Here is an 18465-nt window from a genome sequence, read left to right on the forward strand (position 1 = left end):
ATTCTCTTTATGGAAAAGATACACAGATGAAACTATTGATCGCAGGCAGTTCAGGACTCGTTGGAACAGAATTATGTCGGGAGCTGGAAGCGGATTCAGCCAATGAAGTTGTACGGTTGATTCGTGAAAAGTCTTCTGATACATCAGGCAAAACAGCCATCTGGCAACCCAATCAGGATGTCCTGTCGCCGGAAGTTTTTTCGGGAGTTGATGCTGTCATCCACCTTGGGGGAGTCAATATTGCTGATAAGCGTTGGACAGCCGATGTAAAACAAGCGATCTTTAATAGCCGTGTGCAATCAACTAAGCTACTGGCAAATACGATGGCCTCTCTCGAGACTCCTCCTTCCACGTTTTTATGCGCCTCTGCAATTGGATTTTACGGAAATCGCAGTGATGAACGGCTCGATGAATCCAGCGAAAGAGGTCAGGGATTTTTAGCAGATGTCTGTGATGCCTGGGAACATGCCACGCAACCTGCTGCAAGTGCGGGAATTCGTGTCATCAATATGCGATTGGGGATGATTCTAGATAAACGGGAAGGTGCGTTAGCAAAAATGCTAACGCCATTCAAATTGGGAGCAGGAGGAAAGGTGGGGGCCGGATCACAATATTGGAGTTGGATCGCTTTGCCAGATGTGATTAAAGCAATTCAGTTCTGTTTGCAAAATAAGGAAATAGAAGGTCCTGTCAATTTTGTGGCTCCCGATGAAGTCACTAATCTGGAATTCACTAAAACACTGGGGACTGTTCTGTCGCGACCGACTGCCTTGCCAGTCCCTGCCTGGGGAATTAAAGCCCTGTTAGGCGAAATGGGACAGGAATTAATACTAAGTAGTGCTCGAGTGACGCCACAACGGTTGCGGGATGCCGGGTATCAGTTTCAATATGCCAAGTTAGAAAGTGCGTTACGCGGCATTCTCTAATCTCACAACGGATTCTGATAAACTACACTATTGGAGAATCGGAAGTGATGAGCTTGGATTGTGCTGATATTCTTTGGTGACAATCGAACCAATAAGCGTGGTGGGTGTGACATCAAAGACTTCAACCTGGGCTAAAGATCCTGCCAGACGCGGATTCCCATCAAAGACAACAATTCGATCACAGTTGGAACGTCCCATTAACTGTTCAGCCAGCGATTCATTTGAATTTTCAGTCACTTTTTGTGCGGACTTACTTGGTCCTTCAACGAGGACTTCCACTTGCCTGCCGATGAATTCCGCATTGTCTTCTTCGCTGATTTCATTTTGTAATTTCAGCATTTCATTGTTACGACGCTTCTTGACTTCATCTGGAATATCATCTGAAAATCGTTCGGCTGCTTTTGTGCCGGGGCGTTCGCTATATTTGAAGATGAAACTGTTTTTAAACCGAAATTCACGAATTGATTCCAGGCTTTTCTGATGTGATTCTTCTGTTTCGCCGGGATGTCCCACAATAAAATCACTCGAGACAGAGCAGCCAGGCAGAATCTCATTAATCCGTTGCATCATATCGCGATAATCTTCAACGGTATAGCCGCGCTTCATATATTTCAAAACGTCATTGCAACCATGTTGCAAAGGAACGTGCAAATAACGAGTCGCCTTGGGGAGATCTCGAATCGCTTCCAGCAGATCGTTCGTCATATCTTTAGGATAGCTGGTAACGAACTTGATACGATCGATTCCTTCAATATCATGAATAAGAGATAGCAAATCAGACAAGCGAAAGAGTTTGCCATCCTGAGTGTGTTTGTAGCTGTTGACAGTTTGCCCCAAAAGAGTGACTTCTTTGACCCCCTGATCAGCCAGCACTCTGACTTCAGAAGCAATCTCTCTTGGCGAGCGACTTTGTTCGGGACCTCTTGTCGAAGGAACGACACAATACGAACAAAACTTGTCGCAGCCAATCATGATCCGCACAAATGCCTGGAATGGTGAAGGTCGCATTTCGGGATCACGCAATGGATCATAGCTTTGGAAGCTGTTTGTGATTTCCGAATGTTTTCCGTCTTTGCGTCCTAGGCCTACAGCGAGTTCGCGGCTGCGTTGATTCTGACTATGATGAATTCGTGCTTTATCAATTAAACTTGATACTTGAGCAAGCTGACCGGTTCCAACAACGAAATCAACCTGGGGCGCTTTTTGAAAAATCAGTTTCTGATCTTTCTGCGCCATACAGCCCATCACTCCGATTACTTTTTTCGGATTTTTTCGAGCTCCATATCGAAGTCTACCTAATGAGCTATAAATCTTATGCTCAGCATGCTCTCTGACACTACATGTGTTAAAGAGGATGGTTTCTGCTTCCTTAACGTCTTTTGTCAGTTCATATCCACGTTTTCGAAGGTCTGCCACAACCAGCTCACTGTCGAGCATATTCATCTGACAGCCCACAGTTTCTATGTAAAGTTTGTGGTTATGGCCAGTCAGGATTTCTGAATCAACTGCAGTATCGCTAACAGGGAGGGGCTCTGCTGCATGGTCATTGGTTTGATCAACGTGAGACATTAATGGATTCAATTACTCTCTATAAACAAAAAAACTGCGAGCAGAATGTAAAACAATCAGCCCGCATCAGATTATCCTGAAATCATAAGTGACTAAGCTGCTGGTGCTTTTTGATCTGAAGGATTCGGTTTTACTTCTTGATCTGGCGAATCACTTTGAGATACTTTTTTCCCATTTTGGGATAATTCTTGTGTATACTCAAGAGCCAATTGGTGGGCGACCACTTTCTTGTGATGCGTCATTAATGATGCCAGAGACTTCAGAGCTAAAAGTGAAGCAACGACATACAAGACCAGATTCCAGACATCCATGTCAATCCTCCCTGAGATCCATGGTGGCACAATTATCGTGATTTCAGTAATAACTTACTGTTGAAAACTCCCTTGAACTTATCGAATACAAGCTGAAACGAGGTTCATTTTGTATTTTTGCAACACTTGAAGATAATTCAATATCATTTGAGCCAGATTCATGAAACCTACTCAAAAGAATCATAAAAAACACGTATTTTCTGCTGATTCATTCGAAAAAGAAGCAAATGAACTGGCATTTTTGCATTAATTCATTTCAAAGCCAAGCGATTTGCAAATGACTATTCGCGAACACGTTCCACGTAGGAGCCTGTGGCGGTTTCTACCTTAATTTTTTCACCAACATTAATAAACGCAGGCACGTTCACTGTAGCGCCGGTTTCGATGGTGGCTGGTTTTGTGACGTTTGTAGCTGTGTTTCCTTTGGCGGCTGGCTCAGTGTAGGTGACTTCAACAATCACCTGTTGTGGTGGATCCATACCGATCAACTGATCATTCCAGAATAAGAGGCCGCAAATTGCTCCATCCAGCAGGTATTCTGCAGCATTTCCGCATACTGATTCATCAATCGAATATTGTTCAAATGATTCATTGTCCATAAAGTGCAGACCGGTTGCATCTTTATAAAGGTATTGACCATCTCCCTTGCGGATATCAGCCTGTTCCAGGCTTTCGCCCCCACTTTTATAAGTGCGATCAAGTATGGTACCTTTGAGCAAATTTCTCAGTTTCGTACGGTATAAGGCCTGACCTTTGCCCGGCTTGACAAAGTTGACCTCAATCATTTCATAAGGATCACCGTCGACGATTACCTTAATACCTTTACGAAAATCGCCTGTACTGATTTGTGGCATTGCTGAATTTCTCTGACATTGAATGTGTTGTACAAAAATACGTTTGTGTAATGTATCCAAGGGCGAAAGAATAACATATCTTTCAACTATTGAAAACGGAGAGAGGTCGAATTGTTACTCAATTCCTGCCGCAGATTCTCTTGATTTTACGAGTAGAAAAAGAATTTTTGTGATTCAGTCAGGGTCTCAGACAGTCAGACGACTGAAATCAATCAGCTATATCTATTGGGAATGGATCAATTTATGTCACCCAGCATTGCAGAAACGACCTGGCAAAAATCGCTCGCTCAGGCAATCCGCGATCCCGAGGAACTGATAGCTCGGTTAAATTTACCGAGCAGTCTACTGCAACCCGCGTTACGATCTGTTCAATTGTTTCCATTGATGGTTCCCATTAGTTATTTGAACCGGATTGAGCATGGAAATCCAGCAGACCCGTTACTGAAACAAGTTCTGCCTTTGGAAATTGAGACCCAAACAGTTCCCGGTTTCACTACCGATCCAGTTGGCGATTTGAATGTCCGTAGTACTCCTGGAATGTTACATAAATATCAGGGGAGAGCACTCCTGATGGTAAGCGGTGCCTGTGCCATTCATTGCCGCTATTGTTTTCGCAGGCACTATCCCTATGGAGAGGAACCTCGCACCTTAGCTGATTGGGAGCCCGCCTGGAAATCACTATTATCTGATTCATCAATTCAAGAAGTGATTCTGAGCGGAGGCGATCCGTTATTACTGACTGATGTCCGTTTACAGGAACTATGCGAGCGAATCACTGAGATTCCTCACGTTAAGCGACTACGAATTCATAGCCGCTTGCCAGTTGTGCTTCCAGATCGAATTCATTCCGGTTTATTGGACTTGTTTCAACGTCTTACGGAAAACGGAACGACTGTCTGGATGGTCATACACGCTAACCATCCAAATGAACTTGCAGAGGATGTCGAAATTGCGATCCGTCAGCTATTACAGACAGGGATCCCGGTTTTGAACCAGTCTGTCTTGTTGAAAGGCGTTAATGACTCGGTTGATACACTTTTAAAGCTTTCTGAAAGCCTGATTAATCTGGGAGTCATGCCTTATTATTTGCATCAATTAGACCGTGTCAGCGGAGTAGCACACTTTGAAGTTGCGGAGGAGCAGGGCCGTGAACTGATTTGTGAATTACGAAGGCGACTTCCCGGCTATGCAGTGCCACAATACGTCAGGGAAATCGAAGGCGAATCCCATAAAATCTCTTTACTGGGCTGATATTTATTTTCGGTCGGAGAGGAATTGAACCAACTCGGAAAATCGCTCACCTCGCTCTACAAAGCTGGAAAACCAGTCATAACTTGCACAGCCCGGTGAAAGTAAAATCACATCACCTGGTTCAGAGTGTTGAAAAGCCCAATCAAATGCCTCTTGAAATGATTTGTGAGGGTGAGAAATCAATGCCGAAGCAACTTGACTCTCAGCGGGCTTGAGATTTTCTAGGAGAAGATCTAATGTCGATCCTGTTTCTCCCATCAGGGCTGTCGCTTTTGTCTTGAGAATTGTTTTTGCAAACTCTGTCAGATCCACTTTTTTGTCAGACCCACCCGCCAATAAAATAACAGGGACTTGAGAAAACGCATTGATTGCACAAATAGCAGATTCGGGTGTCGTAGCCAGTGAATCGTTATAAAAACGCCGGTTCTGGAATTCACCGACGAATTGCAATCGATGAGGTAAACCTTGAAATGCTTCTAAGCCTGTTTGTATCGCTGCTTCATTAATCTGTACGCAACAGCAAGCGGAAATTGCTGCAGCCGCGTTCATGCGATTATGCCTGCCTGGCACTTTGAGTTCTACCTGAAATTCCCTTTTGGGATCGGAAATCATAAAGGAATCATTATCCATCAACACATCCGGCTGCAGATGTGGTATGGCTCCAAATGTGGAAATGTTCCCATGTCTTTTCCAACTCTGTAAATCTGAATCATCGGCATTAAGGACAGCAAAATCATGTTCTGTTTGCCAACACAAGATGGTTTGTTTCGATTGTCGATAGTGTTCCAGGGTTTGATGCCAGTCCAGATGATTCGGACTAAAATTGGTCACAACTCCCACATGCGGACTGGCTTGAATACGATTCAGTGCATCCAGTTGAAAACTACTGAGCTCTAATACAACCCAGTCTTCCGGTTGGATCTGATCAACAACAGGTAACAGGCTCACGCCAATATTTCCGCCTAACCAGCAGCGAGTTCCGTTCGCCTCCAGAATCGAATAGATCATTGCTGCTGTAGTCGATTTTCCATTACTGCCAGTAACTCCAATGACTCTACCACGGTTCAATTGCCAAAAAAGTTCGATTTCACTGGTTACTGGGATACATTGTTCTTGCGCATATTTGACGAGTGGGTGAGCAGGGGGGATCGCAGGATTCAGGACCAATAAATCTGTCGCAGGTAATTCGGTTGATGAACTTCCCAATTCATATGTGATGTCGGGATACAAGCTGAGTTGTTTTAGTGATTCAGAGAGAGTCTCTTCATTTTGGCTATCAATGACACTGATACAAACACCCAATCGGGAAAGGTACTCAACGGCTGCAATTCCCCCTCCAAACCGCCCTAAACCAAGCACGGTTGCACGTTTCCCTTTCAAATCAAAGTCATGAATCAGGAAAGGTTTGATTGGCATAAGCTATTTTCTCGCTTTGAGTGCAACAACAAATTTTTGCACACAAGTTAGATTAAGAAAACTCCAAAGAGATTGAAATGATCAGGTAAGGGACTCTTGCATCAGTAGGTTTGCATATTTAGAAAATCCTCGGTAGTCTAATTTTGAATTCATAATCATTCAACATTGGTCAATGAGAGGATCAGCACATGATACTCGCTGCTCAGAAAAATATCTGGTTAGGACTCCATCCAGCTGACTGGATTGTACTGGCGCTTTATTTCGTCGTCATTCTTGCCATTGGTATCTGGTCGGTCAAAAAAGTGAAAGATATGGCGGACTTCTTCATGGGAGGCCGTCGGTTTGGCAAAGTGTTCATGATGTTTTTTGCCTTTGGTTCCGGTACAAGCAGCGAACAGGCCATCAGTGTCGTAGCGGGAACATGGCGCGCAGGACTGGCTGGTATCTGGTGGCAGTTTCTCTGGTTATGGGCAACTCCCTTTTATTGGATTGTCGCTCCTATCATGCGGCGGATGCGGGCGCTGACTACCGCTGATTTCTTCGAGACCCGCTTTAATGGTCCCACCGCTGTGATGTATTCTTTCTATGGCATTGCGATTTCAATTACGTTTATTGCCGGTGGTTTATTTGGCACAGGTAAAATGGTCGATGCTTTGACTGGAAACGAATTAGACCGTATCGCTGTCAAAGCCGACATCATGGTTCCTGCAGCCGAATGGGATGCAAAGGAAAAAATATTCAAGATTACAGAGCGGAGACTGCAGGGTTATGAATATGCGATCCTGGCAGTAACAGTCATGTTTGTGATTTATGGAATGGCAGGGGGATTAGGTGCCGCCATTATCACCGACTTCATTCAGGGTATTCTGACGATTGTGTTCTCATTTTTGCTTTTACCGTTCGTCTTTTATCAAATTGGCGGTTTTGGCGAATTACATAAACAGGCCGATCTCAAGCAGGGGATGCTCGATTTGGTCGCCAGCCCTCAAGTTGCTGCCACGTTGGGGAGTGAGCCCATTACTCCCTTTTATGTATTCATGTTGTCCGTGACAGCGCTCGCAGGTATCGTAATTCAACCTCACATTATGGGAGTCTGTGGTGCAGGAAAAACGGAATATGAAGGCCGTTTCGGATTTACTGTTGGAAACTTTCTCAAGCGATTTTGCACCGTTGCCTGGACGTTTACCGGCCTTGCCTGCATTGTCTGGTACATGGGTGATAACAGTCCGCTGAAAACGTCTGATGATCCTGCCGATCAAGCGATTTATCAATCGTTGGTGATGCGGGCCAGCCCGGAATACAATCAGCTTCCCGATGAGGAAAAAGCAAGAATCGACAAGCATGACCGCAACTTTGCTGACAAACTCTTTGGAATGGCTGCGCATGATATTCTGCCCCGCATTGCACCAGGCTTGATTGGGCTCTTGCTTGCTTCTCTGTTAGCGGCAGTCATGAGCACCAGTGACGCACAAATGATTATTTCTAGTGGTTTATTTACGGAAAATATCTATCGCAAATGCATTGTGAAAAACCGTTCCCAGCGTCATTACCTCTGGGTAGGACGTTTGTCTGGATTAATCATTGTGATCTTAGCACTTATTTTGCAAACCACGTTTACCGACATCATCGCAGCCTTGAAAGTGATTGTAAAAACGCCCGCCTGTATCGGCATCAGCCTCTGGTTTGGCATTGTCTGGAGACGTTGGAATGTCATTTCTGTCTGGGTTTCCACATTAACTGGGATTCTCGTTTGGATCGCCGTCGCCTTTAGGGCTGACTTAATTCATCAAACAGGTCTGTTTCCTGAAAGTATGTTTAAAACTGTGAAAGAGCAAATTGTGATGCGTGATGTATGGCAAATGGTATCATTTATGGGGGTTGCCATTCTCAGCGGTATTATTGTCAGTTTACTGACGAAACGGCAATCTCAGGAAAAACTCGACCATTTCTATCAGTTGATGCATACTCCCGTGAAGCTGGGTGAGGTCGTGCCATCACCGTGCACACTTCCAGAAGAACCTGAACCAATGGGGAAAAAACTATTCCCCAATTCAAAAGACATCGAAATTCCCAGACCGACCTTTCAGGATCTGGGTGGCTTTGTCTTAGCCTGGTGTGCTGTGTTTGCCATTATTTATTTGACGAAACTTCTTGCAGAATACGCGTGAGAATTTGGATCTGCAAAATCTCAAAGGCAGAATTCAAGTCGCTGTCTCTTTTCGGGTCTTGTTGCCCTCGTATATACAAAAAAAGCCAGAAACAAAAACTGTTTCTGGCTTTTTCAATTGTGATGAAGCTATCAAAGTTGTAATTAGCTACGATAGGTGACGACAACTTTTCCTCGGTGTGATTCAACAACCACACTGTATTTACCATAGTCAAAAACTTTGCGGCGTCCATCTTTGCTGCAACGGACACACTCGCAAGCACATCCCGGGGCACAGATTTCTACAGCAACACATCCTGGCTCACAACAACTGCGTCTGGGGGCACAAGGATCGACAATGGTTACTAATTTAGGGTTTGAACAAGGGGCAATGTTGCGAGGTCGACGGTAACGAACATTTTCAAACAGCCGAATCTCTTCTGAAGCAACATGTTGTTCATACGGTTGTGGCATTAACTCTGGCATCGGTTCAGGTGCAACTGTCGAAGCAGGAGGGGCTGCAGTGGTTTGGCTCAGAAAAATTCCTTGCCCTAATTTAAATGCAGGACCTTCGGCCTGAGCAGCTGTCACTGAGACAGCAATAATGCCTAACGTGAAACAAACGATCTTAGTCATCTCTGTGTACTCCTTTTGCTACCATGGTGAACTCCATTAAGGCAGCTGATTGATAAAAATCAATTTTTAGTGTTTCCTTAACCACTTGCTTGTTGGCATTCTCCAGAAGCGATCAGTTAAGCAGTCGAACAGTCAAGGAGGTCTCTCGGTTGTCCACCACCAAATTATACCCTACAGAAAATATCAGTGACAGAATTTTCAGCAGAGCAGATGAAAAACCGGTATCAGTTACATGGCTGATAATGGTCACAAATAATAAGTGAACTTTGAGTTGACAAGGCTAGTTGCCTCTTTTTTTATGCAAACATCCAAATAGGCCTGTATTGCCCGATCGGAATATTTTTACACAGTATATGCAACCAAAGTAAATTGTATTAAAATGTTCAAACGTATTGATTCGTTTCGACACATGGGTTTCGTGAATTACTGGCACATCCGTAACCGATTTGGGGAAACAGTTCAAGAGAAGGAATTGAACAATCAGGGCAAGCTGCAGTTGCAACCGAGGCTTGGATCACACATAATCTAATTGGTTTAATTTCAAGGACTTGAGGGAGACTTCCATGAAAATGCTGGAAAACCGGTTAGATAGGAAATCTATCTTACAGCCAATCAAATCGGTTTGTACCTGTCTGTTTGCTGTCGTATTAACGGGATGTGGGGGGGGGACTCCAACAGCGCCTGCTCCCCAACCCTCATCACAGTCATCTAACGCAACACCAAATACACAAGTCGCGCAAAATGCAAAAAAGCAGCCGGCAAAAACATCTGAGAAAAAAGTAAAAGATGACCGTAAGATGATTGATGGCATCCCTTACGATGTCTGGTTTGATAATCCCCTCGCGGTTGCCGCAAATAGTAAATCAGTCACACCGGTTGCCTTACCAGGGACCAGTGTTGCTAATTCTACTGCTGCGAGTACATCACCGAATGCAACGAAAACAACTGAGACTCAAGAACCGTCTCCCACTGGCGGGGTCGATTGGAAAACAATCATTCCAATGCCTGTGGTTGAAGCACAGGTCAAAGAGATACGGAATCGTTTAACCAGAAACATGCAATCTGTGGGAACCTATAATACCAGCTATCTGGAACTTCCTACATTTACAGCTACTTTAGCTGCTCTGGCGGGGATTGTTACAGAACATCCTGAAGACATTGGTTGGAAAAAAAATGCAAAATATCTTCGCGATTTATCCGCCGCTTTCACAGCCGAACCATTGATGCGAGGAGCGAAATCGTTTCGTAAGGTTCAAATTCCTTATGAACAGATGATTGTCATTCTAAATGGGAGTTTACCAGCAGACGTTCCCAAATCCGAAGACAAAATACCGCTCTCCGATGTTGCTTCCATGGGCGACTTAATGAAACGTGCTGATATTGCTTCCAAATGGTTAAAATCCAATGTAGGCAGCGCCGATGCTCTGAAAGCGGAAAAAGAAAAAGTAATCAACGAAGCACATTTGCTGGCTGCGATAGCGAAAGTGATAACAACTGAGGGATATGGATATGTCGATGATGAAGGCTTTTTAGGCTATGCGAATCCGATGTCGGATGCTTGTTTGAAAATGGTAGCAGCTGCAAAAAGCGACAATTATGAAGAGTTTGATCAAGGTTTAACTCAAGTTTATAAAGCTTGTACACAATGCCATAGTGAATACAAAGAATAGAATTTCAGTCTCAAAAGCATTAACTATGAGAAGTTGCCAGGGGAGGGATTTAAGGGCATGAGACGTTATTGGTGCGATTTAGGTGTCAGAGCTAGTCTGCTACTGTGTTTTCTGTGTCTATCCAGCAGTACGCGCGCCGATTGGATCGAACTGGTAAGCGGGCATAAAATTCAAGGGGACGTTCTCAAGCAGAGCAACAATCATTTACTTGTTGATATTGGAATTGAAGTTCTGCGAATTCCCGTCAATCAGATTCGCTCTCGGACAAAAGAAGAAGTCGCTACCAAAGGCAAAACCCCCGTAAAAAAAAATAAAAATAAAATCTATTCTGTTGCCGAACTTCCCGTCAAAAGCATCAAAGAACTCGCCCGTCTCTACGGGGAGGCAGTCACGCTCATTCAAACTCCCAGTGGGCTTGGTTCAGGGTTTATCATCAATGACCGTGGTTACTGTGTTACGAATTATCACGTTGTTGAAAAGGAAACGCGTATTGCAGCTACCATTTTTCATCGTACCAAAAGTGGCGAATTTCAGCGTCGACAGATTAAAGATGTTGAGATCCTGGCGTTGAATCCCTTTTTTGACTTGGCTTTGTTGCGGATTCCTCTACAAAAAGATATGTCATTTCGGACTGTTTATTTAGCAGAAAATGATCAACAACGTGAAGGCGATGAAGTCTTTGCCATCGGTAATCCTTTAGGACTCGAGCGTTCTGTTTCGCGAGGAATTGTCAGTACCAGAAATCGAAACATGGAAGGCATTGTTTATATACAAACTACGACACAGATCAATCCCGGTAACAGCGGTGGACCATTATTCAACTCCCGAGGTGAAGTGATCGGAGTCACGAATATGAAATTAATTTTGGGAGAAGGGCTGGGTTTTGCTATTCCCATTACTTATGTAAAGCACTTTCTCGATAACCGAGACGCATTTGCGTTCGATAAATCCAGTCCCAATACAGGGCACCACTACTTCAATGCGCCTCGTAGAAAAAATATGAATTTTCAAAAGTAATTCGAAAAAGTTGTAACCATTTCACCATTTTTCTGGTACCCAGTAGTGTACCAGTACCTCATCGGATCAATTTATTATTACTCACACAATGATCAGTCGGTTGGGGTTGCTACGAAAGGCAGAAATGCTACAAATAGACAGTTCAAATGATCGTTGCGCGATTCTGTTTGCTAGAGTTCAATCTGTGTTTGAATCTACAAACCGAGCGTGAGGTACTTTTAAAATCCCCTGTCCCCTGATAGAGAAAGAATGAAGGCTACAATGAGAAAGCCATTTTTGTTATGCACTTTAATGCTGATACAGGCAATTTTACTGCTGACTGGTCAAGTCGGTATTGCACAAGACAGAATCTCGGCTGCTCAGCGAATTCCCGCCGATACACTTCTGTATTTTTCGGTTCCCGACGTTGAACAATTTGGGGAGCAATGGAGTAAAAGCTCTATGGGGCAAATTACTCACGATGAAGCGTTCGCCGATATGAAAAAAGATCTGGTGAAACTGATTGAAAAGTACTCACAAAAATTTGAAGAAGAAACAGATTTGAGTCTCGATCAAGTCATGGGGATTCCCAGTCGGGAAATTTCACTTGCTTTCGTCAAAACCAGTGATGGCAAATTAGGTGGCGTTGCTTTCATGGACTATGGAGAAAGTGGTGAAATACTCGAAAAGATTTTGACTAAGACAGCAGATGCGCTGGATAAACAAGGCGCTCAACGTTCAATCAATAGTGCTGAAGGGACGAAAATTACCGTCTATTCATTCGGAGATGATGGTGCGGATGCAGGCCCTGTTAAAGTTCCCTTAGCAAAGAAGTTTGCATACTTTCTCAAAGAGAAAACTCTTGTTGTCTCCAATGATGACAAAATTCTGGAATCAGTTTTGTCAATGTGGGATGGTCAAAATCAGGATTCGCTTGCCAACAAAAAAGAGTATCAATACATTCAACAAAAATGCTCTGAGCCTGGCGCTCCCGCCGTCATGCAGTGGTACATGAATCCAATCGGCACACTGCAAACCGTTTTAGGAATTGCCAGCCGAGCAAATCCACAGGTTGCCATGGTGCAGGGCTTTCTACCTGCCTTGGGAATCACCAACCTTAAAGCAGTTGGCGGAACGAGTTATCTTGCCACGGAAGATTTTGATTCGATTAGCAGAACATTTACATTTGTTGAATTACCGACATCGGGAATTATTTCGATGTTTAAATGTCCGGCTGTCGCTCAGCAACCACCCGAATGGGTTTCCGATAAGGTCTCATCGTATTATTCAATCAATTGGGGGATCGAAAGTGCCTACGATTCGATTGAGACGTTGTTTGACGGGTTTCAGGGACGCCCTGGTGCTTTGGCGGCGATCGTTGATCAATTGGCAGACAAACCTGATGGTCCCAAAATCCACATCAAAAAAGATATTGTCGATAACTTGAGTGGTCGAGTTCAGGTAGCGACAGAGATTATTGATGGAGAGCAAATTGATCTGACCAAACTGTCCGGACAGTTCACTGTTGCACTTGGATTGAAGAATTCTGATGCGTTCCAGAAGATCATTTCTTCTCTGACTGCTCGTGACGATTTCCCAGGTCAGGCCAGAGAATTTCAAGGGACTACTTTATATGAAATCCCTGGGGCAGTCTTGAACACTCCCACGGACGCCGCTTTCTGTATTGCAGAAAACCAGCTTTTCGTCGCCAATGATGTCAAGCAGATTGAAAGAGTTTTGCGAAAAGACCGCGGAGTTGGCTCTCTCCTTAATAGTGCTGACTACAAACGAATTTCAGAAACCTTTCCTGAAAAAACCTCGATCATCACCTACCAAAACTCAGATGCTCAAATTCATGCTCTTTATGAGATGTTGTTAAAGAATCGGAGTGCAGTGGATATCGAAGGTGTTGATTTAGAAAAGATGCCTTCATTTGAAGTGATTCAGAAGTATTTACCCATTTCGGGGGGGTATACCGTTCCCGATGATCAGGGGTTTTTGACGTCCACATTTACTGTGAAAAAATCATCCCGATAGAGTCATCAAGATCGTCTTTGAATTTTTTAACCCGGTGAGAGACCTCACCGGGTTTTTTTGTACATATTCATATTTTATCGAATAAACCAATACTTTTTGGGATCTGCCGTGTTAAATAGGCCAGTAAGTGGTTCTGATTCCAAATCTTTCCTTAATTACAGCACTTCCATGAAAGGGGCTGTTATGCAACATTTTTACAAATCATTGACTTTGTTGGCAATTTTCTGCATCGCAGGTAATGGTTTATTCGCAGCGCCAGAGCAGGACGAATCGACTGGCAAGAATGTCTTTCAGCAACTCGATAAAAATTCTGATGGAATTGTAAATGCTGATGAAGTACCTAAGGAAAAGGAACGATTCTTTGATCATCTCATTCGACTTGGCGATCAGAATCAAGATGGCAAATTGACAAAAGCAGAATTTGAGTCTGGTCTCAATAAAGAAAAACAGAAATTTCCCACGGAAACTGGTTCAAATCGGAATCGGGGACCACGTGATTTTCAAGCTTTTATGAGCCGATTAGATCGCAATGGGGATAAGAAAATTACGAAAGACGAAATACCTGAACCTTTAAAAAAACGTCTGGAACCACTGTTTCAACGTCTGAATAAAGAGGAGATTTCATTAGACGAACTCAAAAATCTTGGCGCCAAGTTCAGAGGTCGGGGAGAAGGTGACAAAAAAGAGGGTAATCAGCGGAAAATTTCTTCAGAAATGTCAGAGCGGATCTTTCAAAGAATGGACTCGAACAAAGACGGTAAATTAACGGTCGACGAAGCCTCTGAACGTGGTAAACGCTTCCTGCGGCATATGCTTGAGCAATCGGGTAAAGATGCCGATGGATCATTTTCTAGAAAAGAATTTTCAGAAGCACTGGCAAAATTCCGACCAGATCGCCGACCTCAGGGGCGTTCTAATAATAAAGACAAACAGGAAATGAAACGTCCAGGAAAGCGAGATCAGGAGACAAATCGTCGTCGCACTGATTCTGCAGGACAACGTCCTGGTCCGGCATTTGTCAAAATTTTAGATACAAATCGGGATGGTAAATTGAGCAAAGATGAACTCAGTCAAATGAAAATGCTCTTTGAGAAACTGGACCACAATAAAGATGGAAGTTTGGATCTAAGAGAAATGATGGGAGGTAATCGTATGGACCGTCCTCGTCGTCCGGCACAAGATCGCCCTCAGAGTAAAAACAAGAACAAAGACTCTTGAAATTTTAAGGCTCTAAACCTTGTGAGGCAGTTTGCTCTACTAATGCAGCACTGCCTTTTTCTTTTTGTAGATGCTGAACCCAGGCAGGGGGCAGATTAAACCAAACCCAGTTCGTTCGAATTCGGAACTGGCGTGTGTAGTTGCTCATGATTTCATCTATGTTTCGAATTCGCTGATTTTCTTCACCCCGAGAAACGACTTTTCGTACAGGGCGAACATACATGTATTCGAAGTAGGAAAGTACTCCCCCTGGCTTAAGCAAGCGAAAATAAGCCTCGAAGATTTCATCGACGAGAGTTGTTGGGAAATTATTGAGTGGTAATCCAGAGATGATAAAATCGTATTCTTCTCCTGCTCCATATTCCTGCAGAGGACAGTTATGGATGGATGTGAGATGTTTGATCTCCTGGAAGGCCACTTCCGAATCAAAACGCTGATTTAAAATTTCCACAAACTTGTCATTCAATTCCACAAGATCAAGTTGATCTCCTGGTTGAATCTGCTTGACGATTTGTCTGGTGACCGCACCGGTACCTGGTCCAATTTCCAAAACTTTCTTGGGCCCCTGATGCTGCTTCATCGGTCCAGACATATTCGAACCTAAAAAACGGCTACTGGGAGCTATGGCACCGGTCGTTTCAAAAGTAGTTCGAAACTGTTTAAAAAATTCCCGATAATGTGACACGTTGAAGGTTCCTGATTTACTGTCAAAACTGTCAGAGCGAGTAGAATTCACTCCGGTTTAATGTTGTTCTGAAATCGACTTTCGTCGCGCTTCACCGACTTGTGTTGCCTGCTCTACAATATCTACTCCCACAATCTGACTCCAGGCAGACAACAACTTTTGAAAAACGGGTCCGGGCCTGCCATCAGAAATCGGCTGAGAGTTAAAATGGGTTACTGGCATCAGACAATAAGCGGTTGAAGACGTCAATGCTTCATCCGCATCGATAATCGCATTTGAGGAAATATCTGTCTCTTCATAGCAAAGTCCAAGCTGTTTTGCCAATTGGGCTACCATAGTCTGGCTGATTCCCCCCAGTACATGTTCCGGACGGGGAGTTTTAATGATGTTGTCTTTGACAAGATAAAAATTACCGATTGTTGTTTCGGCCGCAAATCCAGATTGATCAAAGAGTAAGGCGCTCGCTTGCGGATTTTCTTTGCGGACGAGTTTGTCGGCTCGATAAAGATGAATGCGGCTCCGAGATTTAATACGAGGGTCAAAGATACTGTTATTGAGCTGTTGTCCTTCCGCTTTTAGCAAATATTGGCCCGTATTGTATTTTTGGTTCCAAAGCTCAAAAGCCAAAGGAAATGAGTGAACACAAACTGTTGGAGTGCGACACATTTCTAATTCAGATAACCCGAGATAAGGCAGGTTATGGCCAGCGGTGATAAAGACCGTCAAACCCAGATCATGTTCTGGAGGGAGCAGTCTTGCATTATGCTCAATCACTGTTTCACAGACCTGCCTGAGTTCTGATTTTTGTGGGACAGGTTCGATGCAGGCATATTCAAGCGCGGAATACAATCGATCCAGGTGTTCGTCGAGCATAAATAACTGATGCGCGAATGTACGTATCATCTCTGTTACTGCGGCACCGTAAACAATGCCCAGATCGGTCACAGCCAACTTTGCTTCTGAAAACGGTATGAAGGCGCCATTAAGATACGCCTGGGGTTCAGTCATCTAAAAACCAATCACAACGTAAGAAGGACGAACTCGTCCCAGAAAACAGAAATAAGTGCAGTGAGGAAATTTAAAAAGAATCAATAGCCATAGTAAACAGGATAAGGGGATTGGTACTGTGAGTTTAAGAACGTCCTTCTCCCAAAAAGTCGGACCTGTAGATACATCGTATTTGCTACCATACGACAACCCAGTGGGAACCGGGAATAATTGCAGCGATGGTATAATTGCTGACGAAGTTGTAAATCACAGTAACGCCGACTGATACCTGGAATTTGATAACACGCATCATGCTGAGCGCAGCTTCCCCGAAAATCTGCTCCCATAAATCCTTGTGGTGTTAAGAATCGTAAAAGTGGAGCACCATCAGGACCGCAAGGATAAGCAACTCCTTGTGCGTAAACAGAATTCGTGTCATATATGCCACTGGTTAAAACGAATAAGGCCATTACGATTATCGATTTTAAATTCATTTGGACTCGCTTCTTCATCTGAAAATTAGTCAACTGATTTCTATTTATTTAAAGGGGCGGTCCTCAGAGTGATTTCCGATTTTCTCCAGTTCGGTTCGGATTCGCAAGTGCCTTTTGGTGCTAGTCCTTATTTCAATCAACAAAAGCACGAACCTGTGATGATTGTGACCAAAAAATGAACCAGTCGTATGACTTCTGAGTCATTGCTCGATATACTTCCAAAGAGAATGATTGTGCTAACTTGTGATATGGCAATCATTTCTTTACGATTTCCATTAAGAGACTCATGTATTGACTGCTTGCATATTGGCATTATTGAATTGATAACTAGAGGGATTGAGTGATATGACGATACCAGCAATTCAACCAGGTAAAACAAAAATCGGCTGGATTGGAACCGGGGTGATGGGGGCCAGTATGGTTGGACATCTCATGGATGCCGGCTTTTCAGCTACTGTCTATAACCGCAGTAAAGTAAAGGCGGAGTCATTACTAAAAAAAGGAGCGAGTTGGGCAGACTCGCCGAAGGCTGTTGCTGAGGCGTCGGATGTGATTTTCTCAATTGTTGGGTTTCCTGCAGACGTTAGAGAAGTACTGTTAGGAGAGCAGGGGGCTTTGGCAGGAGCAACAGCTGATAAAATTTTAGTTGATATGACAACAAGCGATCCTTCGCTTGCAATGGAAATTGCAGAAGCTGCACAATCAAAAGGTGTTTATAGTGTAGACGCTCCTGTTTCTGGTGGAGATATTGGAGCGAAAAATGGCACGTTATCAATCATGATTGGTGGCGACCAACAAGTTGTGGATGCACTACAACCTTGCTGGAATGCGATGGGCAAGACTATTGTTTATCAGGGAGGCCCGGGATCGGGGCAACATACAAAAATGGTCAATCAGATTCTGATTGCCACTAATATGATTGGCGTCTGCGAAGCACTGCTTTATGGGTATAAAGCGGGACTTGACTTGCCTACTGTTTTGGAATCAGTCGGTAGCGGTGCTGCAGGCAGTTGGTCACTCTCAAATCTGGGCCCTCGTATCATGGATAACAATTTTGATCCCGGTTTTTTCGTCGAACATTTCATCAAAGATATGGGAATTGCTCTGGCGGAAGCAAAGGCGATGAATTTAAGTCTTCCCGGCTTAGCCTTAGGGCATCAACTTTATCTGGCAGTTCAGGCACAAGGACATGGCCGTGACGGAACTCATGCCCTGCAGTTAGCATTAGCATCGTTGTCGAATGTCGACTGGGAGCATCGAACTTAGTTT

At 43.9% G+C, this 18465-nt stretch carries 16 protein-coding genes; 8 read left to right on the plus strand and 8 right to left on the minus strand.

Features of this window, described 5'->3' with window-relative positions:
• Positions 1 to 26: 26 nt before the first annotated feature.
• Positions 27 to 926 (plus strand): TIGR01777 family oxidoreductase, encoded by a 900-nt coding sequence (locus tag V202x_RS21795; protein WP_145178954.1) that lies wholly within the window; start codon positions 27 to 29, stop codon positions 924 to 926.
• 27 nt (positions 927 to 953) lie between these two features.
• On the opposite strand, the gene miaB is transcribed toward V202x_RS21795, so the two are convergent.
• From miaB to efp, 3 genes are all read right to left on the minus strand, one after another.
• Positions 954 to 2495 (minus strand): tRNA (N6-isopentenyl adenosine(37)-C2)-methylthiotransferase MiaB, encoded by a 1542-nt coding sequence (gene miaB, locus V202x_RS21800; RefSeq protein WP_145178955.1) that lies wholly within the window; start codon positions 2493 to 2495, stop codon positions 954 to 956.
• A 92-nt stretch (positions 2496 to 2587) separates the two neighbouring features.
• Positions 2588 to 2806, minus strand: coding sequence for a hypothetical protein (locus V202x_RS21805; RefSeq protein ID WP_144985813.1), 219 nt, complete (start codon positions 2804 to 2806; stop codon positions 2588 to 2590).
• Between the two features lie 281 nt (positions 2807 to 3087).
• Positions 3088 to 3660, minus strand: coding sequence for an elongation factor P (efp, locus tag V202x_RS21810; protein WP_144985814.1), 573 nt, complete (start codon positions 3658 to 3660; stop codon positions 3088 to 3090).
• A 243-nt stretch (positions 3661 to 3903) separates the two neighbouring features.
• Here efp and epmB point away from each other — a divergent pair, with 243 nt between their 5' ends.
• Positions 3904 to 4911 (plus strand): EF-P beta-lysylation protein EpmB, encoded by a 1008-nt coding sequence (gene epmB, locus V202x_RS21815; protein ID WP_145178956.1) that lies wholly within the window; start codon positions 3904 to 3906, stop codon positions 4909 to 4911.
• A 3-nt stretch (positions 4912 to 4914) separates the two neighbouring features.
• Here epmB and murD read toward each other — a convergent pair whose 3' ends face one another.
• Positions 4915 to 6327, minus strand: coding sequence for a UDP-N-acetylmuramoyl-L-alanine--D-glutamate ligase (gene murD, locus V202x_RS21820; protein ID WP_145178957.1), 1413 nt, complete (start codon positions 6325 to 6327; stop codon positions 4915 to 4917).
• Positions 6328 to 6515: 188 nt separating this feature from the next.
• Between murD and V202x_RS21825 the strand changes: the two genes are divergently transcribed.
• On the plus strand, positions 6516 to 8495 hold the full coding sequence (locus tag V202x_RS21825; RefSeq protein ID WP_145178958.1) for a sodium:solute symporter: 1980 nt from the start codon (positions 6516 to 6518) through the stop codon (positions 8493 to 8495).
• Positions 8496 to 8638: 143 nt separating this feature from the next.
• Here the strand turns inward: V202x_RS21825 and V202x_RS21830 are convergent, their stop codons facing one another.
• Positions 8639 to 9109 carry a hypothetical protein gene (locus tag V202x_RS21830; RefSeq protein WP_144985818.1) on the minus strand — a complete coding sequence of 157 codons (471 nt, stop codon included), beginning with the start codon at positions 9107 to 9109 and terminating at the stop codon, positions 8639 to 8641.
• Between the two features lie 563 nt (positions 9110 to 9672).
• Here V202x_RS21830 and V202x_RS21835 point away from each other — a divergent pair.
• From V202x_RS21835 to V202x_RS21850, 4 genes are all read left to right on the plus strand, one after another.
• Complete coding sequence (locus V202x_RS21835) at positions 9673 to 10779, plus strand: cytochrome c (RefSeq protein WP_145178959.1); 1107 nt, start codon at positions 9673 to 9675, stop codon at positions 10777 to 10779.
• A 57-nt stretch (positions 10780 to 10836) separates the two neighbouring features.
• A complete protein-coding gene (locus V202x_RS21840) occupies positions 10837 to 11796 on the plus strand; it encodes a S1C family serine protease (protein WP_145178960.1) in 960 nt (319 codons plus the stop codon).
• 261 nt (positions 11797 to 12057) lie between these two features.
• Positions 12058 to 13812 (plus strand): hypothetical protein, encoded by a 1755-nt coding sequence (locus V202x_RS21845; protein ID WP_145178961.1) that lies wholly within the window; start codon positions 12058 to 12060, stop codon positions 13810 to 13812.
• A 183-nt stretch (positions 13813 to 13995) separates the two neighbouring features.
• A complete protein-coding gene (locus tag V202x_RS21850; RefSeq protein ID WP_197993036.1) occupies positions 13996 to 15030 on the plus strand; it encodes an EF-hand domain-containing protein in 1035 nt (344 codons plus the stop codon).
• A gap of 4 nt (positions 15031 to 15034) precedes the next feature.
• Here the strand turns inward: V202x_RS21850 and V202x_RS21855 are convergent, their stop codons facing one another.
• The 3 genes from V202x_RS21855 to V202x_RS21865 form a co-directional block, all read right to left on the minus strand.
• Positions 15035 to 15715, minus strand: a complete 681-nt coding sequence (locus V202x_RS21855) for a class I SAM-dependent methyltransferase (protein WP_145178963.1) — start codon at positions 15713 to 15715, stop codon at positions 15035 to 15037.
• A 57-nt stretch (positions 15716 to 15772) separates the two neighbouring features.
• Positions 15773 to 16723: an aminotransferase class IV gene (locus V202x_RS21860; protein ID WP_145178964.1), complete on the minus strand. Its 951-nt coding sequence runs from the start codon at positions 16721 to 16723 to the stop codon at positions 15773 to 15775.
• A gap of 80 nt (positions 16724 to 16803) precedes the next feature.
• Positions 16804 to 17196, minus strand: coding sequence for a hypothetical protein (locus V202x_RS21865; protein WP_145178965.1), 393 nt, complete (start codon positions 17194 to 17196; stop codon positions 16804 to 16806).
• 345 nt (positions 17197 to 17541) lie between these two features.
• On the opposite strand from V202x_RS21865, the gene V202x_RS21870 reads away from it, so the two are divergent.
• Positions 17542 to 18462, plus strand: coding sequence for an NAD(P)-dependent oxidoreductase (locus tag V202x_RS21870; protein WP_145178966.1), 921 nt, complete (start codon positions 17542 to 17544; stop codon positions 18460 to 18462).
• The last annotated feature ends 3 nt before the right edge of the window (positions 18463 to 18465 follow it).

Origin of the sequence: Gimesia aquarii (assembly GCF_007748175.1) — a bacterium.
Taxonomy (GTDB): Bacteria; Planctomycetota; Planctomycetia; order Planctomycetales; family Planctomycetaceae; genus Gimesia; species Gimesia aquarii_A.

Coding starts and splice junctions, on each gene's coding strand:
- V202x_RS21860 (WP_145178964.1), bottom strand. CDS start 16,723: ATGACTGAACCCCAGGCGTATCTTAATGGCGCCTTCATACCGTTTTCA.
- V202x_RS21795 (WP_145178954.1), top strand. CDS start 27: ATGAAACTATTGATCGCAGGCAGTTCAGGACTCGTTGGAACAGAATTA.
- V202x_RS21835 (WP_145178959.1), top strand. CDS start 9,673: ATGAAAATGCTGGAAAACCGGTTAGATAGGAAATCTATCTTACAGCCA.
- V202x_RS21850 (WP_197993036.1), top strand. CDS start 13,996: ATGCAACATTTTTACAAATCATTGACTTTGTTGGCAATTTTCTGCATC.
- V202x_RS21805 (WP_144985813.1), bottom strand. CDS start 2,806: ATGGATGTCTGGAATCTGGTCTTGTATGTCGTTGCTTCACTTTTAGCT.
- V202x_RS21845 (WP_145178961.1), top strand. CDS start 12,058: ATGAGAAAGCCATTTTTGTTATGCACTTTAATGCTGATACAGGCAATT.
- murD (WP_145178957.1), bottom strand. CDS start 6,327: ATGCCAATCAAACCTTTCCTGATTCATGACTTTGATTTGAAAGGGAAA.
- epmB (WP_145178956.1), top strand. CDS start 3,904: ATGTCACCCAGCATTGCAGAAACGACCTGGCAAAAATCGCTCGCTCAG.
- V202x_RS21870 (WP_145178966.1), top strand. CDS start 17,542: ATGACGATACCAGCAATTCAACCAGGTAAAACAAAAATCGGCTGGATT.
- V202x_RS21825 (WP_145178958.1), top strand. CDS start 6,516: ATGATACTCGCTGCTCAGAAAAATATCTGGTTAGGACTCCATCCAGCT.
- V202x_RS21865 (WP_145178965.1), bottom strand. CDS start 17,196: ATGAATTTAAAATCGATAATCGTAATGGCCTTATTCGTTTTAACCAGT.
- efp (WP_144985814.1), bottom strand. CDS start 3,660: ATGCCACAAATCAGTACAGGCGATTTTCGTAAAGGTATTAAGGTAATC.
- miaB (WP_145178955.1), bottom strand. CDS start 2,495: ATGTCTCACGTTGATCAAACCAATGACCATGCAGCAGAGCCCCTCCCT.
- V202x_RS21830 (WP_144985818.1), bottom strand. CDS start 9,109: ATGACTAAGATCGTTTGTTTCACGTTAGGCATTATTGCTGTCTCAGTG.
- V202x_RS21840 (WP_145178960.1), top strand. CDS start 10,837: ATGAGACGTTATTGGTGCGATTTAGGTGTCAGAGCTAGTCTGCTACTG.